The sequence below is a fragment of the Streptomyces sp. RerS4 genome, assembly GCF_023515955.1.
Lineage (GTDB): Bacteria > Actinomycetota > Actinomycetes > Streptomycetales > Streptomycetaceae > Streptomyces.
On record NZ_CP097322.1, the window covers coordinates 6,733,838 to 6,759,551 of the forward strand.

Annotated in this window: 22 protein-coding genes and 1 pseudogene; 11 read left to right on the plus strand and 12 right to left on the minus strand. The window is 73.0% G+C overall.

Annotation, left to right across the window (positions count from 1 at the left end; translation table 11 throughout):
* Positions 1 to 71: 71 nt before the first annotated feature.
* On the minus strand, positions 72 to 353 hold the full coding sequence (locus M4D82_RS30170) for a chaplin (RefSeq protein WP_249770372.1): 282 nt from the start codon (positions 351 to 353) through the stop codon (positions 72 to 74).
* A gap of 94 nt (positions 354 to 447) precedes the next feature.
* Complete coding sequence (locus M4D82_RS30175) at positions 448 to 792, minus strand: hypothetical protein (RefSeq protein WP_249770374.1); 345 nt, start codon at positions 790 to 792, stop codon at positions 448 to 450.
* A 136-nt stretch (positions 793 to 928) separates the two neighbouring features.
* Between M4D82_RS30175 and M4D82_RS30180 the strand changes: the two genes are divergently transcribed.
* On the plus strand, positions 929 to 2,398 hold the full coding sequence (locus tag M4D82_RS30180) for a carboxylesterase/lipase family protein (RefSeq protein WP_249770376.1): 1,470 nt from the start codon (positions 929 to 931) through the stop codon (positions 2,396 to 2,398).
* On the opposite strand, the gene M4D82_RS30185 is transcribed toward M4D82_RS30180, so the two are convergent.
* Positions 2,376 to 3,662, minus strand: a complete 1,287-nt coding sequence (locus M4D82_RS30185; protein ID WP_349637103.1) for an alpha/beta hydrolase — start codon at positions 3,660 to 3,662, stop codon at positions 2,376 to 2,378. The two genes, M4D82_RS30180 and M4D82_RS30185, sit on opposite strands and share 23 nt — an antisense overlap.
* 244 nt (positions 3,663 to 3,906) lie before the next feature.
* Here M4D82_RS30185 and M4D82_RS30190 point away from each other — a divergent pair, with 244 nt between their 5' ends.
* Entirely contained in the window at positions 3,907 to 4,935 is a 1,029-nt protein-coding gene (locus M4D82_RS30190; protein ID WP_249770378.1) for a TolB family protein, read from the plus strand.
* Between the two features lie 96 nt (positions 4,936 to 5,031).
* Here M4D82_RS30190 and M4D82_RS30195 read toward each other — a convergent pair whose 3' ends face one another.
* Complete coding sequence (locus M4D82_RS30195; protein WP_249770380.1) at positions 5,032 to 5,718, minus strand: GNAT family N-acetyltransferase; 687 nt, start codon at positions 5,716 to 5,718, stop codon at positions 5,032 to 5,034.
* Positions 5,719 to 5,858: 140 nt separating this feature from the next.
* On the opposite strand from M4D82_RS30195, the gene M4D82_RS30200 reads away from it, so the two are divergent.
* Entirely contained in the window at positions 5,859 to 6,179 is a 321-nt protein-coding gene (locus M4D82_RS30200; protein WP_249770382.1) for a hypothetical protein, read from the plus strand.
* Between the two features lie 81 nt (positions 6,180 to 6,260).
* Positions 6,261 to 6,947 carry a (2Fe-2S)-binding protein gene (locus tag M4D82_RS30205; protein ID WP_502989102.1) on the plus strand — a complete coding sequence of 229 codons (687 nt, stop codon included), beginning with the start codon at positions 6,261 to 6,263 and terminating at the stop codon, positions 6,945 to 6,947.
* A gap of 73 nt (positions 6,948 to 7,020) precedes the next feature.
* Here the strand turns inward: M4D82_RS30205 and M4D82_RS30210 are convergent, their stop codons facing one another.
* On the minus strand, positions 7,021 to 8,796 hold the full coding sequence (locus tag M4D82_RS30210) for a S8 family peptidase (RefSeq protein WP_249772282.1): 1,776 nt from the start codon (positions 8,794 to 8,796) through the stop codon (positions 7,021 to 7,023).
* 342 nt (positions 8,797 to 9,138) lie between these two features.
* Positions 9,139 to 10,518, minus strand: coding sequence for a cation:dicarboxylate symporter family transporter (locus tag M4D82_RS30215; protein WP_249770386.1), 1,380 nt, complete (start codon positions 10,516 to 10,518; stop codon positions 9,139 to 9,141).
* Between the two features lie 105 nt (positions 10,519 to 10,623).
* On the opposite strand from M4D82_RS30215, the gene M4D82_RS30220 reads away from it, so the two are divergent.
* Positions 10,624 to 12,303 (plus strand): sensor histidine kinase, encoded by a 1,680-nt coding sequence (locus M4D82_RS30220; RefSeq protein ID WP_249770388.1) that lies wholly within the window; start codon positions 10,624 to 10,626, stop codon positions 12,301 to 12,303.
* Complete coding sequence (locus M4D82_RS30225) at positions 12,300 to 13,019, plus strand: response regulator (RefSeq protein ID WP_249770390.1); 720 nt, start codon at positions 12,300 to 12,302, stop codon at positions 13,017 to 13,019. The genes M4D82_RS30220 and M4D82_RS30225 overlap by 4 nt, the downstream gene beginning before the upstream one ends.
* Here the strand turns inward: M4D82_RS30225 and melC2 are convergent.
* Together melC2 and melC1 are read right to left on the minus strand one after the other, a co-directional pair.
* Entirely contained in the window at positions 12,974 to 13,822 is an 849-nt protein-coding gene (gene melC2, locus M4D82_RS30230; RefSeq protein ID WP_249770392.1) for a tyrosinase MelC2, read from the minus strand. The two genes, M4D82_RS30225 and melC2, sit on opposite strands and share 46 nt — an antisense overlap.
* Entirely contained in the window at positions 13,819 to 14,223 is a 405-nt protein-coding gene (gene melC1 / locus M4D82_RS30235; protein ID WP_249770394.1) for an apotyrosinase chaperone MelC1, read from the minus strand. The genes melC2 and melC1 overlap by 4 nt, the downstream gene beginning before the upstream one ends.
* A gap of 277 nt (positions 14,224 to 14,500) precedes the next feature.
* Here melC1 and gad point away from each other — a divergent pair, with 277 nt between their 5' ends.
* Complete coding sequence (gene gad, locus M4D82_RS30240) at positions 14,501 to 15,892, plus strand: glutamate decarboxylase (protein ID WP_249770396.1); 1,392 nt, start codon at positions 14,501 to 14,503, stop codon at positions 15,890 to 15,892.
* Positions 15,893 to 15,934: 42 nt separating this feature from the next.
* On the opposite strand, the gene M4D82_RS30245 is transcribed toward gad, so the two are convergent.
* The 3 genes and pseudogenes from M4D82_RS30245 to M4D82_RS34420 form a co-directional block, all read right to left on the minus strand.
* Positions 15,935 to 18,379: a DEAD/DEAH box helicase gene (locus M4D82_RS30245; protein ID WP_249770398.1), complete on the minus strand. Its 2,445-nt coding sequence runs from the start codon at positions 18,377 to 18,379 to the stop codon at positions 15,935 to 15,937.
* A gap of 107 nt (positions 18,380 to 18,486) precedes the next feature.
* Entirely contained in the window at positions 18,487 to 19,398 is a 912-nt protein-coding gene (locus tag M4D82_RS34415; protein ID WP_349637104.1) for a CAP domain-containing protein, read from the minus strand.
* Between the two features lie 391 nt (positions 19,399 to 19,789).
* Positions 19,790 to 20,485, minus strand: a pseudogene (locus tag M4D82_RS34420) (sigma-70 family RNA polymerase sigma factor); the annotation flags it as partial.
* Between M4D82_RS34420 and M4D82_RS30255 the strand changes: the two are divergent.
* The 4 genes from M4D82_RS30255 to M4D82_RS30270 all read left to right on the plus strand — a co-directional run bounded on the left by M4D82_RS30255 (position 20,474) and on the right by M4D82_RS30270 (position 23,916).
* Positions 20,474 to 21,121, plus strand: coding sequence for a bifunctional 4-hydroxy-2-oxoglutarate aldolase/2-dehydro-3-deoxy-phosphogluconate aldolase (locus M4D82_RS30255; protein ID WP_249770400.1), 648 nt, complete (start codon positions 20,474 to 20,476; stop codon positions 21,119 to 21,121). The pseudogene M4D82_RS34420 and the gene M4D82_RS30255 overlap by 12 nt on opposite strands.
* Position 21,122: 1 nt before the next feature.
* A complete protein-coding gene (locus M4D82_RS30260; protein WP_249770402.1) occupies positions 21,123 to 22,136 on the plus strand; it encodes a PfkB family carbohydrate kinase in 1,014 nt (337 codons plus the stop codon).
* 218 nt (positions 22,137 to 22,354) lie between these two features.
* On the plus strand, positions 22,355 to 23,434 hold the full coding sequence (locus M4D82_RS30265) for an NAD(P)H-dependent amine dehydrogenase family protein (RefSeq protein WP_249770404.1): 1,080 nt from the start codon (positions 22,355 to 22,357) through the stop codon (positions 23,432 to 23,434).
* A complete protein-coding gene (locus tag M4D82_RS30270) occupies positions 23,431 to 23,916 on the plus strand; it encodes a carboxymuconolactone decarboxylase family protein (RefSeq protein WP_249770406.1) in 486 nt (161 codons plus the stop codon). The genes M4D82_RS30265 and M4D82_RS30270 overlap by 4 nt, the downstream gene beginning before the upstream one ends.
* Before the next feature lie 55 nt (positions 23,917 to 23,971).
* Here the strand turns inward: M4D82_RS30270 and M4D82_RS30275 are convergent, their stop codons facing one another.
* A complete protein-coding gene (locus tag M4D82_RS30275) occupies positions 23,972 to 25,624 on the minus strand; it encodes a GMC oxidoreductase (RefSeq protein WP_249770408.1) in 1,653 nt (550 codons plus the stop codon).
* Positions 25,625 to 25,714 lie beyond the last annotated feature (90 nt).

Sequence of the window (25,714 nt, forward strand, 5' to 3'; positions counted from 1 at the left end):
CCATCCGCCCGCATGCGGAAGGGCCCCCGCCACATGGCGGGGGCCCCGGGACCGGACAGGCGGGCGGACGATCAGCCGCCGTAGCCCTCGGTGTGGTGCTCGCCGCCACCGCCGGACGCGTTGACGCAGGTGTTGCCGAACGCCGGGTTCAGCAGCGCGATCACGTTGACGGTGTTGCCGCAGACGTTGACCGGGACGTGGACCGGAACCTGGACCAGGTTGCCCGAGAGGACACCGGGGGAGCCGACCGCCGCACCGTGCGCTCCGGCATCGGCAGCCGCCAGACCCGCGCCGGCCGCCAGGGCGCTACCGGCGGCAGCGGTGATGACGAATGCCTTCGCGATACGCGACATCAAGATCTCCTCCTGAGATGTGGGCGCCGCAATCTGTGCGGCATTTGACATGGCATACAACGCGGAGATCGCCGAGTGGTCACGGCCCGTGGGCCTACCCGGTGACGGAGAACCGCACGGAGGCGAAGTACGGCCGCACCTGGGTGACGGTCCCCGGCGGCAGAACCGCGACGGCCGGGCCCGCGCAGCGCGGCTCGCGGTAGAGGGTGGCGGTGGCCCGGGTGCGGTTGGTGACGGCCCGGGTACCGCCCCCTTCGGCCTCGACGCAGCCCTTCGGGGAGGCCAGGCCGTGGACCTTGTCGTCCTGGCCGACGTACTGGAAGTCGGGCCCGGCGGCCCGGTCGGCGCCCGCAGCGCCGACGGCGCCGGCCGCCAGCACGAGGACGGACAGGCCGCGCAGCGCGCGCGGTACGGCGTGGGAGAGGAGAGTGGCTCGCATGCCCGGTCCAACCCGGCCCGCCCCGGCGCGGGTCACGCCTTGTCACCCGTGGGACGGCTGTGCGAACGTGCCCTCGAAGCGGCCGTTCCGCACGCGGCCCGCCCCGTACGACCGCCTCGGACCCAGGAGCACACGTATGAGCGCAGCGGGCGGCGACCGCCCCCGGGCCGGTACCCGGTACGGCACGGTGGAAGGCCGGTGGGGCAGCGGCGGGACCGCCGTGTTCCGGGGCATCCCCTACGCCGCCCCGCCCGTCGGCGTCCGCCTCTTCGCGGCGCCCGCGCCGCCGGACCCCTGGGACGGCGTACGCGATGCCGGCGCGTTCGGCGCCACCGCGCCCAAGGTCCCCTACCCGGACACCTTCGCCGCGCTGCTGTCCGATCCGGTGATCGAGGGCGACGACTGCCTCAACCTCAACGTGTGGACCCCGGACCCGGACCCCGCGGCCCGCCTGCCCGTCATGGTGTGGATCCACGGGGGCGCCCACACCCGCGGCTCCTCCGCCGTGCCCGTCTACGACGGCTCGGCCTTCGCTCGCGACGGGGTCGTGCTCGTCTCGATCAACTTCCGGCTCGGGGTCCTCGGCTACGGGCTCTTCCCCGACGCCCCCGCCAACCGGGGCCTGCTCGACCAGATCGCCGCCCTGGAATGGGTCCGCGACAACATCGCGGGCTTCGGCGGCGACCCCGGACGGGTCACCGTCTTCGGCGAGTCCGCCGGCGCCATCAGCATCGGCGCCCTGCTGGCCGCACCCCGCGCGCGGGGCCTCTTCCGCCGGGCCGTCCTGCAGAGCGGCGCCCCCGAGGCGCTGCCCCGCGACCGGGTGCGGACCATGGTGCGGCGCATGGCCTCGCTGCTCAAGGTGCCCGCCACCGCCGCCGCCTTCGCGGCGGCCGGACCGTCGGCGCTGCTCACCGCCCAGGCGGCGGTGCTGCGCCGTTCCTCCCCGGTCCTCGGCGGCGCCGCCTTCGGCCTGGTCGTCGACCCCGACACGCTGCCCGTCGACCCCCTGGAGGCGGCCACCGCGTCCGAGGCGGCGCTCCTGGTCGGATGGACCTCCCAGGAGCACCGGCTGTGGCTCGCTCCCACCGGGGGCATGCGGACACTGGACCGGCTCGGCCCGCTGGCCGTGGCACTGGCCCGCGCCCGCAGCGGCAAGGACAGGGCCGCCGTACGGGCCCTGCGCACCGCCCTGCCCGACCTCGGACCCGCCGACCTCGCCGGACACCTCCTCACCGACCGGCTGTTGCGCGATCCGCTGCGCCGCCTCGCCGGGGCCCGCCGGACGGCGCCGAGCCACCTCTACGAGTTCCGCTGGCCCAGCGGCGTACCGGGCCTCGGCGCCTGCCACGCCCTGGAACTGGGCTTCGTCTTCGACACCCTCGGCGTGCCGGAGTCGTCCTGGCTCGCCGGGCCCGACGCCCCGCAGCACCTCGCCGACGAGATGCACGCCGCCTGGGTGCGCTTCGCCACCGTCGGCGACCCGGGCTGGGCGCCCTGGGACGGCAACGGCCCGCCGAAGGTGTTCGGCGGGCCGGAGCAGGGGGAGGCGCTCGGGTCGGAGCGGGAGCTTCCCGTGGTCGCTACTCCACGGGTCCTTCCATGACCTTGCTGATGAACTGGATCGGTCCCTCACCCATGTTCGGCACGTAGGTCTTGGCGTTGTGCTGGCCGCCCGGGATCACCCTCAGGCTCGTGTGGATCGGGCCCTTGGTGAAGGTCTGGACGAACTTCTGCACGTCCGGGAGCGTCTTCTTGTTGTTCTCGTTGTCACCGACCTGGAAGGCCAGGTAGACGTCCGGGCCCTTCTTGTCGATGAGCTGCTTGGCGAGCAGCTCCGGGTTGTTCTCGGCCTTCTCCTTGTCGTGGCCCTTCCACAGGGAGGAGTCCGGGACGATGTCCGGGCCCGAGGCGATCACGGCCTTGAACTTGTCCGGGTGCTTCAGCACGGCCTTGAGGCCCGCGAAGCCGCCGGTGGAGGAGCCCATGAAGGCCCAGCCGTCACGGGACTTGACGGTGCGGAAGTTCTCCCGCATCAGGTCCGGGACGTCCTCGGTGAGCCAGGTGCCCATCTTGGGCTGGTCGGGGATGTCCGAGCCGTCCCAGTAGACGCCCTTGTCGTCCGGGCCGGGGTTCAGCACGGGCATGGCGAGGAGGAAGGGCTTGCCCTTGCCCTCGGCGGCCCACTTGCTGATGCTCGACTGGAGGCCCAGGTCGGTGCCCATCCAGTAGTTGTTCGGGAATCCGGCGCCGCCGGGCAGGGCGATCATGACCGGGAACCCGCTCTTGGCGTACTTCGGGTCGTTGTACTCCTTGGGCGCCCACACCCACACCTTGCCGGTGAAGCCGGACTTCTTGCCCGTGATGGTGGCGACGCCGATCTGCGTGCCGTCGCTCAACGTCGAGGTGTTCTTGAAGTCCGTCTTCGGGCCGGTCGGCATCTGCATCTTCGAGCTTGCCGCCGGCTTCGCGGCCTCGTTCTTGCCGTCCGGCGCGGGCCCGAAGGACACGGCCTTGCCCTTGTCGGTGAACGGCGGGATCTCGAAGTGGTTCATCACGAGCGCCGCGGCGCCGGCGAGCGCCAGTACGGTGCCGCCCGCTATCAGCCAGCGCTTGACCTTGGACTTGCGACGCGGCGGCTCCTGCTCGTACGCGTCGTAGGGCTCGTACGGCTCCTGCCCGTACTGGTCGTACTGCGGCTGTTCGAAACGTGGCTGCCGCTGCGTGGCCTGCTGCCCGTAGGGGCCCGGCGGCGGGGGCGGCGGCTGGCCCTGGGGTGCGTACGGCGGGCGGCCCTGCGGCGGTCGCTGCGGGTACTGCCCTTCCGGCCGGCGCGGCGGCTGGTACTGCCCTTCGGGTGAGTGAGACATGTGCGGTGGCTCTCCGGCGGTTGCTGCCCCGTCACGGGCGGTGGACTGCTTTCCGTTCGAATGATGGACGAAAAGCCCTTCGGGTTCCCAATTTTTGATTCTCTTGGGATTCCGCTGGGGCGCGCATGACCCGGGACCCGGTGGATCGGCGTCGTCGCCCAGCCGTTCGGGGCCCAACTCTGGCCCCCGCAGGCCTCCCTGGGTATGGTGCGCCCGCCCCGCCCCGAGAGAGGACGAAGCCACCGTGACCCTCCGGCGCCGCATCCTGATCCTGGCCACGGCCGTCGTCCTGCTCGGGGCGGTCGGGGTGTTCGCCGTCCTGCGGGCCTCCTCGCGGGCCGCCGAGAAGGACCGGGCACAGGACGGCGGCCCGCGCGTCACCCGGGGCGAGGTCGCGCTGGCCCCGGGTGACGGCGGTCGCCGGATCGTGTTCCGCAACATGGCCTGGGGCCCGCACCGCGACGAGCTCGCCACCGTCGCGGCCGACGTACCCGAGGGCCCCCGTACCGCCTCCGGGGTGAACTGCCTGCGCTTCCACTCCGCCGCCGGCACCGGGATCTGCCTACGGGCCGACCGCGGCGGGGTCGCGGAGAGCCACCGGGCCGTCGTCCTCGACGCGCACCTGGAGGAACGGTCCTCCCACCCCCTCGCCGGGATCCCCACCCGTGCCCGGGTCTCGCCCGGCGGCCGGCTCGCCGCCTGGACGGTGTTCGTCGGCGGGGACTCGTACGCCGGGACGAACTTCTCCACCCGGACCTCGATCCTCGACCTGCGCACCGGGCGGCTCGACGCCTCGCTGGAGGACTTCGCCATCCGCAAGGACGGCAAGGAGTACCGCAACGCCGACGTGAACTTCTGGGGGGTCACCTTCGCCGCCGACGAGCGGACCTTCTACGCGACCCTCGCCACCGACGGCAAGACCCACCTGGTCCGCGGCGATGTGGTCGAGCGCACCGTGACCACGCTGCGCGAGAACCTCGAATGCCCCTCGCTCTCGCCCGACGGCACCCGGCTGGTGTTCAAGAAGCGCGTGCCCGGCCTGCCCGCGGAGGCACCGTGGCGCCTGTTCGCCCTGGACCTGGCCTCGATGCGGGAAACGCCGCTCGCGGAGGAGCGCAGCGTCGACGACCAGGTGGTGTGGAGCGACGACCGGACCGTCGTCTACTCCCTGCCCGGGGATTTCGGGGCCGACCTGTACGCCCTGCCCGCCGACGGCGGAGGCGTCCCGAAGCGGCTGATGCCCTCGGCCCTCGCCCCGGCCTTCCTCGACTGACGTGTCCGACTCGACTGACGTGTCCGAACGCGACGGAGCGCTACGGAACGCGACGGAACAGGGCGAGGAAGGCCTTGGGGCGCGGGCGAAGGACCGTTACGCCGGAATCAGCGTCTTGCGTCGCCGCTTGCGGGGAGCGGCGGCCGAGAGCCGCAGTTCGATCAGGGAGCGCACGGTGGGCCACTCCTCGTCGAGCACCGAGTAGAAGGCCGTACTGCGCACCGCCCCGTCCAGCCCCCTGGAGTGGGCCCGGCGGACCCCTTCGCAGGTGAAGCCGAGACGTTCCATCGCGGCCCGGGAGCGCAGGTTGCGGGCGTCGGCGCGCAGCGAGATGCGGCGGACGCCCCAGGTCTCGAAGGCGTGCCGGAGCATGAGCAGCTTGGCCTCGGTGTTGATGCCGGTGCCCTGCGCGCTCGGGGACAACCAGGTGTTCCCGATCTCGGCGGCATCGGGAATCGCCGTCGCCGGATCCCCGAAGGGCACCCCCGGCACGGCGGGCCACACCAGCGGACCCTGCCAATAGTCGAGATCCAGGAACCGGGTCGAACCTACGACCTGCCCGTCAGTGGCTCTGACCACGGCGAACGCTAGCGATCGACCGGCCGCCTGATCCGCGACGGCGCGGTCGATGTACTCGTGGGACGCCTGCAGCCCGTGCGGAACGGGCGTGAAGGCGTAAGTCGTACGATCCTCGGCCCCGGCCATGGCCAAGGCCTCGGTGTGGTGGGGGGCGAGGGGCTCGAGCCGCACAGAGCGGCCGGCGAGGAGTACGGGTACGGGCACGGAGCCTTCGGTCTTTCTGGGCGGTGGGGTGGTTGCACAGTCTGCGCTCCTGACGTCACCCCCCGCGCAAAACGCGGGTGAAAGGCAACGGGCTGTCAGGTGAACGCGAGTGGCTCAATGTAGCCCCTTAATCTCCTCTCATGAACCCCCAATTCGGCAATGGCGCGGACACGTTTTTTGATGACTTTGGTCCCCGCCACGACACACCCGCAATCCTGATCCACGGACATCCGTTCAACCGCTCGACACAGGTGCCCGGAGCGACGGTCCCGGCCGCCGCCGGTGACGAGACGCAGCGCTCTGACCTGCGACGATGTGGAGAGATCGGCGCCGACCGGACGAAGAGCCGGCCGTTCGTCTTCCCGGACGACGCGCTCGCCCGGCCGGCGTACGTCGGACGCGAGACCACGCGGCTCGCCGGCGCTCCACGCGGCGATCCCGTAGTTCCCCGTCGCCCCTGAGCCGTCCGGGCGCGTCGCCGGCGGCCGGCCCCCGCTCCGGGGGCGTCAGGGGGTGCCTGGGATCATCCCGGTATGGATTTCGTGAGGGAGGGCGTGGGCGGGGCGCTGCGCCGGCTGAGCGCCGTCGGGGGCTTCTTCGGCGCGGCGTACGGCCCCGACGAACCCGGTCCGGGCTATCGGCCGCTGGACGCGCTCTACGGGGAGGGGATCGCGTCCTACGTCGCCGAGGTGGGGCGGCGCATCGGCAGCGGGCCCGACCGGGTCGCCGCCTCGACCGCGCAGTTCGGGATCGCGGCGCGGCTGTGGTCGCTGGGCCTGGGCTGCGCGGCCCTCGCCGACCGGGTCCCGGACCTGGCCGTCGACCGCGTCCGGTGGCGGCTGTCCGAGGCGGGCTCGCTGGAGCTGTGGCTCCCCGACCCCGGACCGGGGCTGCCCGCCGAGGCCCTCGGGGCGAGCGTCCTCGGGAACCTGGCCGTCCTGGAGACGCGGCTCGGCGCCGGGTACGGGGTCTCCCCGCGGGTCCTGCGCGGCAACGCCGCCTCGGCCGTGGTCGGAGCCCTGCGCGTGCTGCTCGACCGGTTCCCCGCCGAGCGGGCCGTGACCCTGGCGGCCGATCTGCTGTCCGAGGGCGGACCCCTCGCGGGCACCGGCACCTTCGTCCACGAGGAGGGGCTCGGGGTGGCCTTCGTACGGCGCAGCTGCTGCCTGTACTACCGGGTGCCGGGCGGCGGATTCTGCGGGGACTGCGTGCTGCGGACGAGGCGATAGGGCCCCCGGGGAGCGGTGCTACCACTCCCCGAGGGCCCCGGTGGTGCTGTCGGTCCTGTCGGTCCTGTCGGTCCTAGAAGGTCAGGTTCCAGGAGTCGATCTTGCCCGTGTCGCCGCCCGCGTTGTCGTTCACGCGCAGCTTCCAGGTGCCGTTCGCCACCTCGGAGGAGGCGTTGACCGTGTAGGTCTGGTTGATGTTGTCCGCGCTGCCGCCCGCCCGGTTGTGGACCGTGTAGACGGAGCCGTCCGGGGCGATGAGGTCGACCTTCAGGTCACCGATGTAGGTGTGCACGACGTTCACGCCCACCTTCAGGGTCGCCGGCGCGTTGCCGGTCACCCCGCTGACGGTGATCGCGCTCTCCACGGTGGTGTTGTCGCCGATGGCGACGTCACCGAGGTTCTCGAAGTACTTGCCGGGCGGCGGGGTGCTGCCGACGGCCTTCAGCGCGTCGACCTGGCCCTCGCCGAAGAAGCCGTTCTTCGCCGTGGTGCCCTTGCACCGGCTGTCCGACGGGCAGGCCACGTCGTTGGCCTGGACGGCCAGCTTGTCGCGCAGCTGCGCCGGGGTGATGCCCGGGTTGGTGCTCGCCAGCAGCGCGGCCACACCGGCCACGTGCGGAGAGGCCATCGAGGTACCGCTCATGCTGCCGTACTTGCCGCCCGGCAGGGTGCTGTAGATGCCGGTCGCGTCGCCGCCGGGAGCCGTGACGTCGACGACGTTCAGGCCGTAGTTGGAGTACGAGGCCTTCGCGGTGGTGCCCATCGCCGAGACCGTGACCACGCCCGGGAGTTCGGTCGGGATGTCCAGGCAGGCGTTGGTGATGGTGCGGGTGACCGGGGTCGAGTCGTTCGGGCTCTCGGTGTCGGTGGTCTTGTTGGCCAGGTCCAGGTTGGAGTTGCCGGCCGCCGCGACCTGGAGCGAGCCCTTGGCCTCCGCGTACTCCTGGGCGCGCTTGACGCCCTCGATGATCGCGGCCTGGTCGGCGTTGTCCGGGCAGTTGAACTGCCACGGGTCGGTGTAGTAGCTGTTGTTGGTGACCTTGAAGCCGTGGTCACCGGCCCACATGAAGCCGCAGACGGTGTTCTCGGCGAAGAAGAGCGAGGAGCCGGGCTCCGCGATGCGCACCGAGGAGATCTTCACGCTCGGGGCGACGCCGATGACGCCCTTGCCGTTCTTGGCGGCCGCCACCGTGCCGGCCACGTGCGTGCCGTGGGTGCCGACGTCCCGCCAGGCGCCGGCGCGGGTGTCCGCCTTGCCGTAGGCGCAGGAGGCGGAGTCCGCCGCGTTGAAGTTCGGCGCCAGGTCCTGGTGCTGGTCGTCGACACCGGTGTCCAGGATGCCGACCTTGACGGTGGCGGAGCCGGTGGTCACGGCCCAGGCCTGGTCGGCCTTGATCTGGGTCATGTCGGCGCGGACCGGCTCGCCGGCCGGGGTGGTGGACTGCGCCGGGTTGGCGGGCAGTGCCGGGTTGTAGGCGTCCGCCGGCACGTCCGAGGTGCGGGTGGCGCCGACCTGCTGGACGCCGCTGACGCCGCGCATGGTGGCGGCGAACGTGCCGGAGGCCGAGTGGGCGACGATCACGCCGATCGCGTCGTAGGACGCGAAGACGGAGCCGCCGTTGGCGGCGACGGCGGCACGGACCGCCGAGGTGTCACCGGGCGTGGTGATCACGAAGTAGGCACGGGTGCCGGCAACCCAGGTCGCACTCTGGGAAGTCGGGGCCGCGGCCTGGGGCGCTGCCGCGGCCGCCGGGGCGGAGGCGGAGCCGGACGGGGAGACGGGATCGGTGCCGGCGAGCGCGGTGGGAGCGCCGAAGGTGAGGGCGGCGCCGAGAGCGGCGGCCAGCACCATGGCACGTCGAGGTCGGCTGGATATGTGGGGTATCAATGCGTCCTCCGATGACCCGACATGGGCTGGTGGCCCCTACCGGGTCGTACGAAACGAGTGGTGGACGCAAGATGTCAGACCTCCGGCCCCGGAGGGAAGTACCTTTTGGAGCGGACGACTTACGGACCCGCCGGCCGAAAACCGCCCCCCTGGCGATGTGTCGGCCGATTCCGCCACCTTCGCCGGACTTGCCCCTCTCGGGGGGCTCTCGGGGGTTGTCGGGGCGCGGCGTTCGGGGGTGGGGCCGACCGGGTGGGGCACCGTGGGGGCGAGCCCTGCCCGGCCGGCTCCGTGAGGGGTGGCCTACGCGGGCACCCCGTCCTTGGTGCCGGCCGTCGGGCCGGGTACGGGGCTGCGGTCCTCGTCCGGCCGGGTGGTCGGCGCGTCGCCGTGGCCGTCGTCCACGAGCGTCGCCTCGTCGAACGGGAGGCGTCCGGCGAGGACTTCGCCGGCCCGCTCCCGGTCGAACTCCTTCGTCCACGTCCCGATCAGGACGGTGGCGACCGCGTTGCCCGCGAAGTTCGTCAGGGCCCGCGCCTCGCTCATGAAGCGGTCGATGCCCACGATCAGACCGACCCCGTCGACCAGTTCGGGGCGGTGCGTCTGCAGACCGCCGGCCAGGGTGGCCAGGCCCGCCCCGGTGACGCCGGCCGCGCCCTTGGAGGCCACGATCATGAACAGCAGCAGCGAGATCTGCTCGCCCAGGGCCAGCGGCGTGCCCATGGCCTCGGCGACGAAGAGCGAGGACATCGTGAGGTAGATGGCCGTGCCGTCCAGGTTGAACGAGTAACCCGTCGGCACGGTGATGCCGGTGACCGGCCGGGAGACGCCGAGGTGCTCCATCTTCGCGATCAGCCGGGGCAGGGCCGACTCCGAGGAGGACGTCGACAGGATCAGCAGGAACTCGCGGCCCAGGTACCGCAGCAGGGAGAAGACGTTGATGCCCGTGCACAGCCGCAGCAGCGTGCCCAGCACCACGAAGACGAAGAGCACGCAGGTCGCGTAGAAGCCGATCATGATGACGGCGAGGGACTTCAGCGCGTCGATGCCGGTCGCCCCGACCACCGCCGCGATGGCGCCGAAGGCGCCCACCGGCGCCGCCCACATGATCATCGCCAGGACCCGGAACACCAGCTTCTGCACGTGCCCGATCCCGCGCAGCACCGGCTCGCCCGCGGCCCCCATGGCCTGGAGTGCGAATCCGCACAGCAGCGCCACCAGCAGGGTCTGGAGCACCTGGCCGCCGGTGAAGGCCGACACCAGCGTGGTCGGGATGATGCCCAGGAGGAATTCCGGGGTGCTCTGCGCCCCGCCCGCCTTGGCCTGCGCCTCGCCGGCGTGGCGCGCGGCCTCCGTCAGGTGCAGTCCGCTGCCGGGCTCCAGCAGGTTGCCGACCAGCAGGCCGATGGCCAGCGCCGCCGTGGACATCACCATGAAGTACCCGAGGGCCAGCCCGCCCACCGCGCCGACCTTGGCGGCCTTGCGCACCGACCCGATCCCCAGCACGATCGTGCAGAAGATCACCGGGGAGATCATCATCTTGATGAGGTTGACGAAGCCCGTGCCGAGCGGCTTCAGCTCCACGGCCACGCCGGGCGCGGCGAAGCCCACGACGATGCCGAGCAGCACCGCGGCGATCACCGCGATGTAGAGATAGTGGGTTCTGTCGCGTCTGGCGGCCACGTCGCCTCCTGGGTGGTGAATGTGTTCCGGGAGACCATCACCCAGCATGTGACGCCGGTCACCCTTGCGTTCATTGAGTTCACGCCCCGGTGCACACTGAACGCCATGCTCCGTTTCCCCAGGCCACCCCGCAGTCTCGCCGGCCAGCTCTTCGCGATGCACGTGCTGCTCGTCGCGGTCGTCCTCGCGGGCTGCGCGGTCTTCGCCTACGCGAGTGCCCGGGGTCAGGCCGAGGACGCGGCCCGGCGGCAGGCCGGGGCCGTGGCGCGGGCCGTCGCCGATTCGCCGTCCGTACGGGACGCCGTACTCGGCGCCTCCGCCACCGGGGGCGGCGACCCGTCGGCCGCGCTCCAGCCGTACGCGGAACGGGTCCGCTCCCACACCGGCGTGGACTTCGTGACGATCATGGCTCCCGACGGCCGGCGCTGGACCCACCCCGACCCCCGCCGCATCGGCGAGCACTACCTCGGCAACACCGCCCGCGCCCTGGGCGGCGAGACCTTCGGCGAGACCTACACCGGCACCCTCGGCCCCTCGATCCGCGTGATCACCCCGCTGGTCGCGCCGGACGGCCGCATCGTCGGCCTGGTCAGCGCCGGGATCACCGTCCGCGTCGTCAGCGACCGGCTGGCGGCGCAGCTCACGATGCTCGCCTGGGTGGCGGGCGGCGCACTGGCGCTCGGCGGCGCGGGAACGTACGTCATCAACGCCCGGCTGCGCCGCCACACCCACGGCATGAACGCCGCCGAGCTGAGCCGGATGTACGACTACCACCAGGCGGCCCTGCACGGGGTCCGGGAAGGGCTGCTGATGCTCGACGGCCATCGCAGGATCACCCTCGTCAACGACGCGGGACGCGAACTGCTGGGCCTGCGCGGGGAGATCACCGGAACGCCCGTGGCCGACCTCGGCCTGCCCGCCCCGCTCACCGGGGCCCTGCTCGCCGACCGGCCCCGGGTGGACGAGGTGCACCTGACGGCGGATCGGGTGCTCGTCGTCAACAGCTCACCCGTCGCCGGCGGTGGCCGCCGCGGCACCGTGGTCACCCTGCGCGACCATACCGAACTCCAGGCGCTGGCCGGTGAGTTGGATCACGAGCGGGGATTCACCCAGGCCCTGCGCTCGCAGGCGCACGAGGCCGCGAACCGGCTGCACACGGTGGTCTCCCTCATCGAACTGGGCCGCGCCGAGGAGGCGGTGGAGTTCGCCACCGCCGAACTGGAGCTGGCCCAGGCGCTGACCGACGAGGTGGTCACCGCCGTGGGCGAGCCGGTCCTCGTCGCCCTGCTCCTCGGCAAGGCGGCGCAGGCGCACGAGCGGGGCATCGAACTGTTCGTCGCCCAGGACGGCGGCGCGGTCGACGGGGCGCTCGACGGCGCGGTGAACGGGGCGGTCGACGGCTCGGTCGAGCGGTCCGTCGAGGGCGCCGTCTACCGCGGGCAGCCCGACTTCCCGCCCGCCCGGGACCTCGTCACGGTGCTCGGCAACCTGATCGACAACGCCCTCGAGGCCCTGAGCGGCGTCCCGGGCGGGCGCGTCCGCGTCACCGTCCGCCGCGACGGGCACGGGCTGCTGCTCCGCGTCGCGGACAACGGCCCTGGGCTGCCCGAGGGGGTGGACGTCTTCCGGCGCGGCTGGTCCGGCAAGGGGGAGGGGCGGGGCCTCGGCCTCGCCCTGGTCCGGCAGGTGACCGACCGGCACGGCGGCAGGGTGGACACGGCGCGGGCGCCTGAGGGCGGCGCGGAGTTCACCGTACGCCTGCCGCTCGCGGAGGCGGCCCGATGAGCGCCTCCCCGACGGGCGGGCAGCCGGTGCGCGTGCTGGTGGTCGAGGACGACCCCGTCGCCGCCGACGCGCACGCCCTCTACGTCGGCCGGGTGCCCGGCTTCACCGCCGTGGCCGCTGTCCACACCCTGGCCGAGGCCACCCGGGTCCTGGAGCGCACCCGGATCGACCTGCTGCTGCTCGATCTCACCCTGCCCGACGGCAACGGGCTGCGTTTCGCGCGCGGACTGCGGGCCGCCGGGCACCCCGTCGACGTCATCGCGGTGACCTCGGCGCGCGACCTCGCGGTGGTCCGCGAGAGCGTCTCCCTGGGCGTCGTGCAGTACGTCCTTAAGCCCTTCGCCTTCCCCACCCTTCGCGAACGGCTCCTGCGCTACGCCGAGTTCCGCGCGGCGGCCGGCGAGGCGGGTGGCCAGGACGACGTGGACCGGGCGCTCGCCGCACTGCGCGCGCCCGGTCCGGCGGAACTGCCCAAGGGGATCGGCGCCCCGACCCTGGACCGGGTCGTCGCGCTGCTGCGGGCGGCGCCCGAGGGGCTGACCGCGGCGGCGGCGGCCGAGGCGGCCGGGATCTCGCGGATCACCGCCCGCCGGTACCTGGAGCACCTGGTGGACACCGGCCGCGCGGACCGCGCCCCCCGCTACGGCCAGGTCGGCCGCCCCGAGCTGCACTACCGCTGGCGTGCGGCGGCGACCGGCTCGGTGTCGAAGGTGTAGAACTTGCGGTGGTCCAGCATGTCGGCCGGGGTCACGTCGTTCCACGGGCGCATGGTGTCGCGCAGATCCACCACGTTCGGGGTGCCGGCGGCCGGCAGGTAGGTCGACTGCGGGTTCTTCGCCTGCCAGTCGGCCCACAGCTTGTCCACGAAGGCGTGGTGCATCCAGAACACCGGGTCGTTGGGGGAGACGCCGGTTCCCATCTGGCCGCCGACCCACACGTGCACCCGGTTGTGGAGGTTGGCGCCGCGCCAGCCCTCCAGGTGGTTGCGGAAACCGTTCGAGGAACTGTTCCAGGGGGCCATGTCGTAGACCGGCATGGCGAGGACCGCGTCCACCTCGGCCCGGGTCGGCAGCTGCGCGACGCCCTCGCCGAGCGCGCGGCGCAGGTAGGCGCGGCCGTCGACGCGGACGTTGATGTCCCACTTGCCCGTCGCGTAGGCGAACGGGCCGTCCATGACCTGACCGTCGCGGGCGCGGCCCGTACCGCCGACGAAGTCCGCGGCCCACAGGGAGGAACGGGAGGTGCGGTCGGCGGTCCAGTCCCAGTACGGGATCGTCACGCTCGCGTCCACCGCCTGGAGGGCCGCCTCGAACTCCAGCAGGAAACGGCGGTGCCAGGGGAGGAAGGAGGGGGAGCGGTGGCCCACCCGGTCGCCCCCGTCGGTGTCGCTCATGATGAAGCCGTTGTGCGTGGTGACGAAGCGGTCGTAGCGGCCGGTGCGCTTCAGCTCCAGGAGCGCGTTGGTGAAGGCGCGCTTCTCGGCGGCGGTCAGCGTGGCCTGGTTCTTGCGGACGGTCATGCCGCGCCTCCCATCGGGTCGAAGGGCAGGAGGGTGGCGCCGCGCAGCTCGCGCACGGCGGCGCGGGCGAGCGAGACCGGGTCGGCAAAGGTCTCGTAGTGGTTGACCACGCTGATCCAGGTGCCGTCGGCGTTGCGCATGACGTGCAGTTCACGGCCGTCGATCGTGACGGTGGGCAGCGCGCCGCCGTGGCTGCCGTGGTGACCGCCGTGGTGGCCGCCCCCGGCGGCGGGGGATATGCGGATGCGGCGGCCCTGGTACACCTCGTCGACGGTGCCGGCGGGGGTGGCGGCGGCCCGGGAGTCGGTGGCGGCGGCGTGCGCGGTGGCGCCTGCGAGGCCGAGGACGGTGAGTGCGCCGGCAGTGGTGCCCAAGGCCTGCCGGCGGGTGATCTTGTTCATGGGCCGAAGAACTATCAGGGCCATGACAGCAGTTGACCGTTATCCGGACATCGGCGGATAAGTTGCCCATAGAACAAATAGGAAGATCTTCCCGTCCGGGTCGGCTCCAGTGGCCCGAACAGGAAGATCTGTGGAGGAAATCCTACCCGTCGGTAATTTTTACGGCGAACCCGGGGATCCATGAACGGCGTCACAGTCCTGAGACGGCCGGAAGCGATGGCGTCGCCGCGCATCATTGAATCCGCCACGACAGCGATATGAACCCTATAGTCCCGATATGGCACTTCACGAGACGAAGGACGTCCACGCCGGCGACGCCGACACGGACGTGTTCGCGTCCGCGCTCAGCGGCGAGATCCTCCCCAAGTACCGGATCCCCGAGGAGCACGCGCCCTCGGACGTCGTCTACTCGCTCCTGCGCAACGAACTGCTCCTCGACGGCAACGCCGCCCAGAACCTGGCCACCTTCTGCACCACCTGGTCGGACGAGGGCGTCCACCGCCTGATGAACGAGTGCCTCGACAAGAACATGATCGACAAGGACGAGTACCCGCAGACCGCCGAGATCGAGGCCCGCTGCGTCAACATCCTCGCCGACCTCTGGCACGCGCCGCCCGGCGTCGCCGGCACCGGCTGCTCCACCACCGGCTCCAGCGAGGCCGCCATGCTCGGCGGACTCGCCCTCAAATGGCGCTGGCGCGAACGCCGCCGCGCCGAGGGCAAACCCACCGACCGCCCCAACCTGGTCTGCGGCCCCGTACAGATCTGCTGGGAGAAGTTCGGCCGCTACTTCGACGTCGAGATCCGCCAGATCCCCCTGGAACCCGACGCCACCGGCCTGCGCCCCCACCAGCTCGCCGCGTACGTCGACGAGAACACCATCGGCGTCGTCGCCATCCTCGGCGTCACCTACACCTGCGACTACGAACCCGTCGCCGACATCGCCGCCGCACTCGACCGCATCCAGGCCGAACACGGCTGGGACGTCCCCGTCCACGTCGACGCCGCCAGCGGCGGCTTCGTCGCCCCCTTCCTCCACCCCGACGTCGTCTGGGACTTCCGCCTGCCGCGCGTGGCCTCCGTCAACACCTCCGGCCACAAGTACGGGCTCGCGCCCCTCGGCGTCGGCTGGATCGTGTGGCGCACCGCCGACCTGCTGCCTGCCGACCTCGTCTTCAACGTCGACTACCTCGGCGGCGACATGCCGACCTTCGCCCTCAACTTCTCCCGCCCCGGCGGCGAGGTCATCGCCCAGTACTACCTGTTCCTGCGCCTGGGCCGGGCGGGCTACCGACGCGTCCAACAGGCCTGCGCCGAGACCGCCCGGTACCTGGCCGGCCGGATCGCCGACCTCGGCCCCTTCACCCTGCTCTACGACGGGCGGGGCGCGTTGCCCGCCGTCTCCTATACCCTCACCGACCCCGCCGGCGCCGGCTTCAGCCTCTACGACCTCTCCGACCGGCTGCGGATGCGCGGCTGGCAGGTGCCCTCGTACCCGCTGCCGGCCGACCGGGAGGAAACCGTCGTCCAGCGCGTCCTGATCCGGCACGGCGTCACCCGCGACCAGATCGCCCTGCTCGTCGCGGACCTGCGCCGGGCCGTCGAACACCTCGCCGCCCAGCCGCGACCGGTCCCCACCGGCGAATCCCGGTCGGGCTTCCACCACTGACCGCCGGGCGAGCGCTTCGGTCAGCCGGTCTCGTCGGACGCTCTAGTCGGACGCCGACCAGCGCATCCCCAGCGCCGTCAGGGCGGCCACCCGCTCGGGGGACAGCCGCGCCGCCCGGGAGCGCTGGTTGGCGATCCACGCGCCGAGCCGCAGTTCCCGCCCCCCGACCGGCTCCACGTGCGTACGCGGAACCCGCAGGTGCCCCTCGCGGGAGTGGAAGAGCCGGGCCGCCTCCAGCTGCTCCGCCCAGGCGGCGGCATGACTGCGACGCGGCGGTGGCCGCTCCGACTCCGCCGCCGGGGTCACCCCCAACGTGTGCTCCAACAGCCACCGCTGCGCCCACGTCAGCCGCTCCCACCCCAGCCGCTGGGCCCGCACCCACACCCCGAGGTCCTCGCCCTGCACCACCACCGCACCGGGACCGAGCGGCAGCCGCCCGCCCGCGTCCAGGTGCACGCGCGTCAGGTGGAACGCCCGCTGCCAGCCGATGTCCCAGGCCGGACACCACGACGGGTCGATCGCGTCCAGCGCGTCCCGACGCTCCTGCGACAGCCCCCCCGGCCCCTCGCGCCGGGCCGCCGCCCGGTTGTTCTTCATCCACACCCCGACGGGAGCCCCGTGCAGGCACGCGTCCACCGGCGGCAACAGGTGCCCGTGCTCCGCGGCCCAGGCCCGCGCCGCCGTCAGCCCCTCCTCGAAGGCCACGTCGACCTGGCTCCACACCATGCCGAGCGCCTCCAGCTCCCGGATCCGCTCCCGACCCAGCGCACCCCGGCGGTAGGTGCGCCGCGCGTCCGCGATCCACTGGCCCAGCGGGAAGCCGGCCAACGCCGCCGGCCACCGCTCGTCGTGCGCGGGCACCTTGAACGCGAACGGCACCCGCAGGTCCCCGACCGTCTCCGCGTGGATCCGGGCCGCCTCCACCCCCCGCCGCCACCGCGTGTGCTCGGGATGCAGCACGCGCAACCGGATGAACGCCGCCAACAGCGCCGGATCCCGAGGCGTGGAGAAGCTCAGCAACGCCCTGGCCCCCGGCCCCGGACCCGTCCCGCCGCCGCCCGTGCCCACCGCGCCCGGCATGGCCCGGCTCGGCGCCTGAGGCTGCGCCAGGTCCTCCACCAGCCGCGCGTCGTGCGCCCGCAACGCCTCCAGAAGCCGCGCGAGGTCCCCGTAGGCCCGCGAGGTCAGCATCGTGTCGGGCGTCTCGCCCGGCCCCAGCAGCACCGGCACCACCAGCGAGGCCACCTTCCCCTCGCCGGGCCGGATCCGCAGCGCGCGGCCCACCGCCTGGACGAGATCCGGCATGGAACCGCGTACGTCCGCCCAGAAGACCGAGTCGCACTCCTTCGTGTCGACCCCCTCGCCCAACACCCGCACGCTGCCGAGGAACGCCTTGTCCGCGACCCGATCCGCCGCGAACGCCGCCAGCACCCGCCGCCGGTGCGCCGCCGTGTGCCGGCCGCACAGCCAGTCCGCCCACACCGTCCGGGGGTAGACGGGCCGCGGCGCCCGGCTCGTCAGGCGCAGCCGCTTCGCGACCGCCGGCAGGCCCGCCGCGAAGGCCTCGGCCTCCTTCGTCAGGTGGTGGAACACCAGGGTCCGCCGGAAGCCCTGGTCCGCCGCCGCCGTCACCAGCGCCGCCTGGAGCGCGGCCAGCCGCATCCCGCGCACCCGGTCCGAGCGCCCGTCCGCGCCCAGCAGCAGCGCCGAGCGGAACCCCGGGTCGCTGACGTCCACGCACACCACCCGGTAGGGAGCGCAGATCCCCCGGTCGATGGCCTCCGACAGCGACAGGGTGTGGCAGCGGGCGCCGAAGGGGCCCTCGGGATCGTCCTCCATGGAGGCGACCAGCTCGCCCCCGCCCCGGGGCACCCCGCCCACCCCGGCTCCCTCGTCCTCCTCGGCGCTCTCGCCGTCCCGCCACACCCGAGGCGTCGCCGTCATGTACAGCCGCCGCAGGGACGGGATCCGCGCGTTGTCGTGGACCACCGCCCACGGCTTGCCGATCCGGCCCGACGTACGGTGCGCCTCGTCGACCACGACCAGGTCCCAGGACGGCAGCCCCGCCAGGTGGGCGCGCTCGATGGTGCCCAGACCCAGCGAGGCGTATGTGGCGAACACGGTCACCCGTTCCAGCGGCGGGGCGCACCAGCGGGCCAGTTCACCCGGATCGGTGGTCGTGGGCAGCCCCGCGTCCTCGCCGCGCAGCGAGCACACCGCGAGTGCGCGCCCGGTGCGGCCGCCCTCCCGCCAGGCGCGCACGGTCTGCACGAGCAGGTCGAGGGAGGGCACGAGCACCAGCACCCGGCTCGCCCGCAGCTCCTCCGAGGCGCGGACGGCGACCAGGGACTTCCCCGACCCGGTGGCCATGATCACCTGGGTCCGCAGACCCCGCGCCGGCACCCGCCCACTGGGGGGCAGCTGAAGGGCGCGCACGACGGCGTCGACCGCCTCGCGCTGATGGGGCCGCAGCTCGCGCCTCGCCATTCCTCGTACCCCCTCCGCTCTGATCTGCCTATTCGGCTCCAGCTCCTATCTTGCCCGGATTCTGAGTCAAAAGTGCGGAGGTGGGGGGTGGGGGCGGCGGCCAGGCGTCAGCGGGCGCCGAAGTTCTGCGTCCACCAGGGGCCACCGGCGCCCTGGTGGATGCCGACGCCGATGTCCTTGAAGGAGCAATTGAGAATGTTGGCGCGGTGCCCCGGGCTCTTCATCCACGAGTCCATCACGGACTGCGCGGTCTGCTGTCCCTTGGCGATGTTCTCCCCGTACGTCGACCAGCGGTACCCGGCAGCCGTCGTGCGCGCGCCCGGGTCGGCGCCGTCGGGGTTGGTGTGCGCGAAGAAGCCCCGCGCCGCCATGTCGTCGGAATGCCCCTGGGCGGCCGCACGCAGCTGCGAGTCCTCCTTGAGCGGTCCACAGCCTGCGGCCGCTCGCTCGGAGTTGACGAGGGCCACCACCTGCCCGGCGACGCCCGCAGGGGCCGGCGCGGGAGCCGGCGCCGGGGGACGGCTCGACGCCGTGCGGGTCTGCGTGGGCGCCGGGGCGGGCGCGCTGCTGCCGCCGGTCGACGGGGACGCGGAGGCGGAGGCGGAAGCCGACGGGGACGCGGAGGTCGAGGTCGAAGCGGAGGGGACGGCGAGGGGAACCGGAGGGCGGGGCGGACGCGGTGTCGGGCGCGGAGAGGGCGGCCGCCGGGGAGGCGGGGTGGCGCCTCCCGCCTCGGCGCCGCGCTTGCCGGGCAGCGCGCCGAGGTAGACCAGCCCGCCTCCCGCGACGCAGGCGGCGACCACCGCGCCGCCGATGGCCCGGCGGCGGTTCTGGCGCCGCCTGCGCTCGGCCCCGCCCGCCGGGCGCGCCGGCGTCGCCGTGGTGCGCGGGGCTTGCGTCGCCGGCCGCGCCCGCCTCGCCCCGCGCCGCCGGGCCGCCCGGCCCCGGGCCGGACACCACCGGCCCGAGCTGCGTGGCGGCGTCGGCCAGGTACGCGGCGTCGGCTGCATGCGCGGCATCGGCCGGGTACGCGGCGTCGGCCGGGTGCGCGGCGCCGGTGAGCTGCCCGGCGTCGGCGAGGGCCGCGCCCGCCGGGGCGTAGCCCGCCACGGCCGACCGTACGCCCGCCAGCAGCGCGGCCGTCACCGGGACCAACGCCAGCCCGGCCAGCAGCCCTTCCGCCGGAACCAGTCCGTTCCACAGGCCCGAACACCGCAGGCACTCGCGCGCGTGCCGGGCGATGCGCTTGCGCCACAGGGCGGACGGCCGCCCGTCCCAGGTGCCCGTCACCGCCCGCAGCCCCTCGCACACCGGCCGCGCCTCCAGCGCCCGCTCCACCACGCGGGCCGCCTCCAGCTGGGCCTTCATCCGCTGGACCCGGACCGCCGTGTGCTGCGTGGGCAGCTCCAGCGCCGCCGACATCTCCGCCCGGGTCAGCTCCCCGGCGCACTCCAGCCACCACAGCGACAGCAGCGCGCGGTCGTCGGGCTCCAGCCAGCGCGTGGCGCGGGCCGTCTCGCGGCGCTGGCCCGACAGCTGGAGCCGTAGGACGGTCAGATCGGCGAAGTCGGCGCCCGGGTCGGCGGCGTCCTCGGCCGCCTCCAGGCCGCTCGCCCCGAGGCCGTTGCCACGGGCCTGCCAGTGGGCCCGTATCCGGTTCATCGCGATGGCCACCAGCCAGGAGCGGAAGCTCTCCTCGGCGCGGAGCCCGGACAGCCCGTCGAGCGCGCGCAGCATGGTGTCCTGCACGACGTCGTCCACGTCGACGGACCCGTTCAGGGCCCGCCCGACGATGTTGTAGACCAGCGGCAGATGGGCGCTGACGAGTTCGTCCTGCGCTCGGGGATCGCCCGCGCGGGCCGCTGCCACCAGAGCTGCCGTGTGCTGTGTACTCATGTGATGTTCCCTGTCCCGTACCGGCGGTCGATGATGCCCAACAACCGGGAGACCGTCGAGTGCGGCCTCGATAACAGTTATCCGGAAGATTTTCCGCGAGACATCGAGAACGGCACCCGAATGGGTAAGGTCTGGACCATGTAGTTCCGATGTCTGAGACGCCGTTCCGCTCCGTGGAACGAATGGACTGGGGGGCCGATGTCCTGTCATCCGTACGCGGTAATCACCGCCCAAGGCCTGCTGCCGGTGCTGCGCGACACCGACGCCGACGCGACCGTCCGTCGCACCGAGGCGCTGCTCGCCGCCGGCTGTCGCGCCGTCGAGTTGACCACCTCCACGCCAGGTTGGGCCGAGGCCGTCGCCCGCACCGCCGCCTCCACCGACGCCCTCGGCCGCCCCGCGCTGATCGGGGTGGGTACGGTCACCACCACCGCGCACGCCGAACGGGCCCTGGACGCCGGCGCCGGTTTCCTGGTCTCCCCGTACCCGGCCCCCGAGGTGCGGGCCGTCGCCGTCGCCAGGCGGGCCGTCTTCGTGGAAGGCGGCTTCACCCCCGGCGAGATCGCCGACGCCGCCCGCCGCACGGGCGCCGCCAAGGTCTTCCCGGCCCACGTCGGCGGCCCCGACTTCGTCCGCTCCCTGAAGGCGGTCCTCCCCGACGCCCTGCTCATCCCGACCGGCGGCATCCGGCCCGAGGAGGTCCACGCGTGGCTCGCCGCCGGGGCGGGTGCCGTGGGCGTCGGCAGCGGCCTGCCCGAGGATCCGGGCGAACTCGCCGCCCTCTTCGCGCGGTTGGCCCGGCCCTGCCACGCCGACTGCGCCGACCTCGCCCCCGGGCGCGGCTGAGATGCCCGCCTCCCCGGCCCCGCGAAGCCAGGGCGACCACGGTCACCGGGCCGGCGGCTACGACGTGGTCGTCCTCGGCGAGGTCCTGGTCGAGATCCACGCCGACACCCGCCTGCACGAGGCGGTCCACGGCACGGCCGCCCGCATCTCCTACTCCGGCGACGCCCTCAACGCCGCCGCGGCCGCCGCGGCCGCCGGCGCCCGCACCGCCCTCCTCGCCGTGGTCGCCGACGACGAGTCGAGCGTGCCCCTGCTGCGCCGCGCCGCCGAACTCGGGGTCGACGTCTCCCACGTACGCCGCGCCCCCCGGCCGAACGGCGCCTACCTGCTGGCCGCCGACACCGAGGGCGACCGTGCCTTCGTGTACTGGCGCAGCCAGAGCGCGGGCTCCACCCTGTCCCCGGCCCACATCGACTCCTGGAGCCAGCTGCTGACCGGCGCCGGAGCCCTGATCACCAGCGGGATCACCGGCGCCCTGTCGCCCGACGCCCGCGAGGCCGTCGTGGCCGCCGCCCGCACCGTGCACGAGGCCGGCGGGCACGTCACGTACGACCCCAACCACCGCCCCCGGCTCACCGGACGGGCACAGGCCCGCGCCCTGTTGGCCCGGATCGCCCCGCTCGCGGGGCTGCTGAAGACCTCCTGCCCGGCGGACGCGCTCGCCTTGGTCGACACCGTCGACCCGCCCACCGCGGCCGCCCGCTACCGCGCGCTCGGGGCCCGCGCCGTCGCCGTCACCGCCGGAGCCGAGCGGCTGCTTCTGGACGACGGCACCGGGGCGGCGTACCACCCCGTCCCCGCCAACCCGGCTCCCGTCGACGCCACCGGGGCGGGGGACTGCTTCACCGGCACCGCGACCGCCCGGCTGGCGCTGGGCGACACCTTGCGGGACGCGGTGGCCTACGGGGCGGCGGCCGCCTCCCTGTCGGTGTCGGGTCGCGGCGGCACCGGCCGCGTCCCCTCCTTCGCCGAGACGGCGGCGCTGGCGACACCGGGTCCGGGCCGGCCGGCGTAACGCCCCTTCGGGAGCCGCCGCCGGGCCGGATCGGTCCCCGCGGCCCGGCGACGCGGGTCTGGAGGGCGGCGGCTCAGCGGCCGCGCGCGGGCCCTGGTCGACGGCCGCGGTCAGCTCGCCGTCGGCGCCCACCTCGGCTTCCGCGCCCCGGGCGAGGCGTCCGAAAAACATGCTTCACGGCCCTGGGCTCCTCAAGGCCCCCTCGCTACCCTCCGCGCATGATTCCCACGGTGGTCTGGGGCACCGGCAACGTCGGCCGCGCGGCGATCCGCGCCGTCGAGGCCCACCCGGCGCTCGAACTCGTCAGCGTCATCGTCCACAACCCCGCCAAGATCGGCCGCGACGCGGGCGAACTCGCCGGACTCACCCACTCCTTGGGGGTCAGCGCGACCGACGACATCGAGGCGGTCCTCGCCGCCCGCCCCGCCGCCGTCGTCTACGCCGCGTCCGGAGACGTACGCCCCGACGACGCGCTCGCCGACATCACCCGCGCCGTCGCCGCCGGCGCGGCCGTCGTCAGCCCCGCCCTCTACCCCCTCTACGACCACCGCAACGCACCGGCGGAGTTCCGAGACCCCGTGCTCGCCGCCATCGCCGAGGGCGGCGGCTCGCTCTTCGCCTCCGGCGTGGACCCCGGCTGGGGCAACGACGTCCTGCCGCTGCTGCTCAGCGGCCTCGGCACCACCGTCGACGTGATCCGCTGCCAGGAGATCTTCGACTACTCCACGTACGACCAACCGGACTCCGTCCGCGACCTGGTCGGCATGGGCCGGCCCATGGACGATACGCCGATGATGCTCCTGCCCTCCGTCCCCACCATGGTGTGGGGCGGGCAGATCCGCATGATGGCCCGCGCCCTCGGCGTCGCACTCGACGAGATACGCGAGACCTCGCAGCGGCGCGCGCTCGACACCACCGTCACCACCCGCACCATGGGCACCTTCGAGGCCGGCACCCAGGGCGCCATCCGCTTCGAGGTGCAGGGCATCGTCGAGGGCGAAGCGCGCATCGTCATCGAGCACGTCACCCGCATCCACCCCTCCTGCGCCCCCGATTGGCCCACGCCACCCGACGGGGCCGGCGCCCATCGGGTGATCATCGAGGGACGGCCGCGGATCGAGGTCACCATCGAGGCCACCGACGAGGACGAGAACCGTTCGGCGGGCGGCAACGCCACCGCCGTCGGCCGCCTCGTCGGCGCCATCGACTGGCTGGTGGCGGCGGAGCCCGGCCTCTACGACGCGCTCGACGTCCCGCTGCGGCCCGCAGTCGGCAAACTCGGAAGGAAGCAGCCATGAGGATCGACGTTCCCGAAGGTCAGCACCCGATCGAGTACGTGTGGGGCGACCTCGTCCCCGGCATCGGCATGGCCGCCGCCAACTTCTCCCTTTCGGTCTACGCCCACACCACCCTGGGCCTGCGGGAGTTCGAGGCCGCCCGGCTGCGCATCGCGCAGATCAACGGGTGCGTGTTCTGCCTCGATTGGCGGACCGACCGCGACGGGGAGAAGGTCGAGGACGACTTCCCCGACGCCGTCACCGAGTGGCGCACCACGAAGGCGTTCGACGAACGGACCCGCCTGGCCGCCGAGTACGCGGAACGGTACGCCCTCGACCACCACAACCTGGACGAGGAGTTCTGGGAGCGGATGACCGCGCACTACAGCCAGGTGGAGATCGTGGAGCTGAGCATGAGCATCGGCTCCTGGCTCGCCTTCGGCCGGCTCAACCATGTGCTGGGCCTCGACAGCGTCTGCGTCCTGCCGGGCGGCGGCAGTTGACGCGGGCCGGGGCCGGCCGGTGTGCCCGGCCGACCCCGGTCGCGACGTGCCGCCGTCAGAGGTCGGTGGCGATGATCTTCTCGATGTTGCGCTCGGCGAGTGCCGTGATCGTCACGAACGGGTTGACGCTGGTGTTGCCGGGGATCAGCGCTCCGTCGATGACGTAGAGACCCGGGTGGCCGTGCAGCCGGCCGTAGTCGTCGGTCGCCTTCCCCAACACCGCGCCGCCGAGCGGGTGGTAGGTGAGGTGGTCGCCCCAGATCTTGTTGGTGCCGAAGAGATCGGTCCGGTAGATCGTCCCCTCCTTCGAGTTGATCTTGTCGAAGATGGTCTTCGCCATGTCGATGGAGGGCTGCTTCCAGGCGGTCTGCCAGTCCAGGTCCACCCTGCCCGCGGCCGCGTTCCACGTGAACCGGGCCCGGTGGGGGTTCTTGGTGATCGAGAGGTAGAAGGAGGCGTACGTCTCGATCCCGGTCGGCAGCGGCGCGACCTCGGCGAAGGCGCCGCCCGCGTCCCAGTTGTCGATGCCGCCGCAGGGGATGGAGGCCTGCACCTTGCCGGTGGGGTCCCACATGTGGTTGGCGCGGCCGCACATGACGTTGCCGTTGTCGCCCCAGCCCCTGCCTATCTCGTCGTTGAGGTTCGGCAGGGCGCCCGTCGCCTTCAGCCGGACCAGCAGCTTGCTGGTGCCGACGCTGCCCGCGGCGAAGAAGACGCGGTCGGCGGTGACGGTCTTGCGGGCGACGACGCCGCCGGTGGTGTCGAGCTGCTCGATGACGACCGTGTAGCCGCCACCGCCCGAGGGGGAGACGGTGGTGACCCGGTGCAGGGGGGAGATCGTGACCTTGCCGGTCGCGCGGGCGGCGGCGAGGTAGGTCTGCTGGAGCGACTTCTTGCCGGCGTTGTTGCCGTAGAGGATCTCGCCGGCGACCGCGGACTTGGGGACGGTCCCGGCGACCTCCTGCTTCATGTAGTCCCAGTCGTAGACGTCCGGTACGAAGACGAACGGGAACCCGGAGCGCTGGGCGTGCTTGCGGCCGACGCGGGCGTACTGGTAACAGTCCACCGTCTCGAACCAGTTCGGGTCGATGAGGCCCACCCCGAGCGCGGCGTTGGCGCGGGGGTAGTAGGTGGTGTACATCTCGTCGGCGTCCACCGTCGGCAGGATGGCGGAGAAGTTCTGCCGCCTGGGCGTCACGGCCATGCCGCCGTTGACGAGCGAGCCGCCGCCGACGCCGCGGCCCTGGTACACGATGATCCCGCCCATCTCCTCGGCGTCGAGGATGCCCGTGTACCGGGGGACGTCCTTGTCGATGGGGAACCCGAGGAAATTGCTGAGCGGGGCCTTGGTGCGGGTGCGCAGCCAGTACGAGCGGTAGTCGGGTTTGGTGGTGTTGGCGAAGATCTTGCCGTCGCTGCCCGGGGTGTCCCAGGCCATGCCCATCTCGACCAGATGGACGTCGACGCCGGCCCGGGCGAGCCGCAGCGCGGCGACGGAGCCGCCGTAGCCGCTTCCGATGATCAACACGGGGACGTGGGCGCCGGATGCGATGGGGGTGTCGGCGGCGGCTGCGCGGGCGGTTCGGGCGTGGGCCGGGGTCGTGTTGACCGACAGCGCCATGGCTCCGAGAATGGAACCGGTTCCCGTCAGGAATCCGCGCCGGGAAACGCCCTTGGAAACCTTGCTGTGCAGGCTTTTGTCACGCATGTGACCTACCTCACTCTCGACGAGTGAGAACAAGTTCTACTGTCGATTGCCTGGCAAGTCACTACACGCGTCGCGGTAACTTGTGACGGA

What these genes read in the sequence shown, in the direction of transcription:
- M4D82_RS30220 (WP_249770388.1), top strand. Translation starts at nt 10,624, where the DNA reads ATGCTCCGTTTCCCCAGGCCACCCCGCAGTCTCGCCGGCCAGCTCTTC.
- M4D82_RS30170 (WP_249770372.1), bottom strand. Translation starts at nt 353, where the DNA reads ATGTCGCGTATCGCGAAGGCATTCGTCATCACCGCTGCCGCCGGTAGC.
- M4D82_RS30260 (WP_249770402.1), top strand. Translation starts at nt 21,123, where the DNA reads ATGCCCGCCTCCCCGGCCCCGCGAAGCCAGGGCGACCACGGTCACCGG.
- M4D82_RS30175 (WP_249770374.1), bottom strand. Translation starts at nt 792, where the DNA reads ATGCGAGCCACTCTCCTCTCCCACGCCGTACCGCGCGCGCTGCGCGGC.
- melC1 (WP_249770394.1), bottom strand. Translation starts at nt 14,223, where the DNA reads ATGAACAAGATCACCCGCCGGCAGGCCTTGGGCACCACTGCCGGCGCA.
- M4D82_RS30270 (WP_249770406.1), top strand. Translation starts at nt 23,431, where the DNA reads ATGAGGATCGACGTTCCCGAAGGTCAGCACCCGATCGAGTACGTGTGG.
- M4D82_RS30180 (WP_249770376.1), top strand. Translation starts at nt 929, where the DNA reads ATGAGCGCAGCGGGCGGCGACCGCCCCCGGGCCGGTACCCGGTACGGC.
- melC2 (WP_249770392.1), bottom strand. Translation starts at nt 13,822, where the DNA reads ATGACCGTCCGCAAGAACCAGGCCACGCTGACCGCCGCCGAGAAGCGC.
- M4D82_RS30255 (WP_249770400.1), top strand. Translation starts at nt 20,474, where the DNA reads ATGTCCTGTCATCCGTACGCGGTAATCACCGCCCAAGGCCTGCTGCCG.
- gad (WP_249770396.1), top strand. Translation starts at nt 14,501, where the DNA reads ATGGCACTTCACGAGACGAAGGACGTCCACGCCGGCGACGCCGACACG.
- M4D82_RS34415 (WP_349637104.1), bottom strand. Translation starts at nt 19,398, where the DNA reads ATGCCGCGCATGCAGCCGACGCCGCGTACCTGGCCGACGCCGCCACGC.
- M4D82_RS30265 (WP_249770404.1), top strand. Translation starts at nt 22,355, where the DNA reads ATGATTCCCACGGTGGTCTGGGGCACCGGCAACGTCGGCCGCGCGGCG.
- M4D82_RS30200 (WP_249770382.1), top strand. Translation starts at nt 5,859, where the DNA reads ATGAACCCCCAATTCGGCAATGGCGCGGACACGTTTTTTGATGACTTT.
- M4D82_RS30225 (WP_249770390.1), top strand. Translation starts at nt 12,300, where the DNA reads ATGAGCGCCTCCCCGACGGGCGGGCAGCCGGTGCGCGTGCTGGTGGTC.
- M4D82_RS30275 (WP_249770408.1), bottom strand. Translation starts at nt 25,624, where the DNA reads ATGCGTGACAAAAGCCTGCACAGCAAGGTTTCCAAGGGCGTTTCCCGG.
- M4D82_RS30245 (WP_249770398.1), bottom strand. Translation starts at nt 18,379, where the DNA reads ATGGCGAGGCGCGAGCTGCGGCCCCATCAGCGCGAGGCGGTCGACGCC.
- M4D82_RS30185 (WP_349637103.1), bottom strand. Translation starts at nt 3,662, where the DNA reads ATGTCTCACTCACCCGAAGGGCAGTACCAGCCGCCGCGCCGGCCGGAA.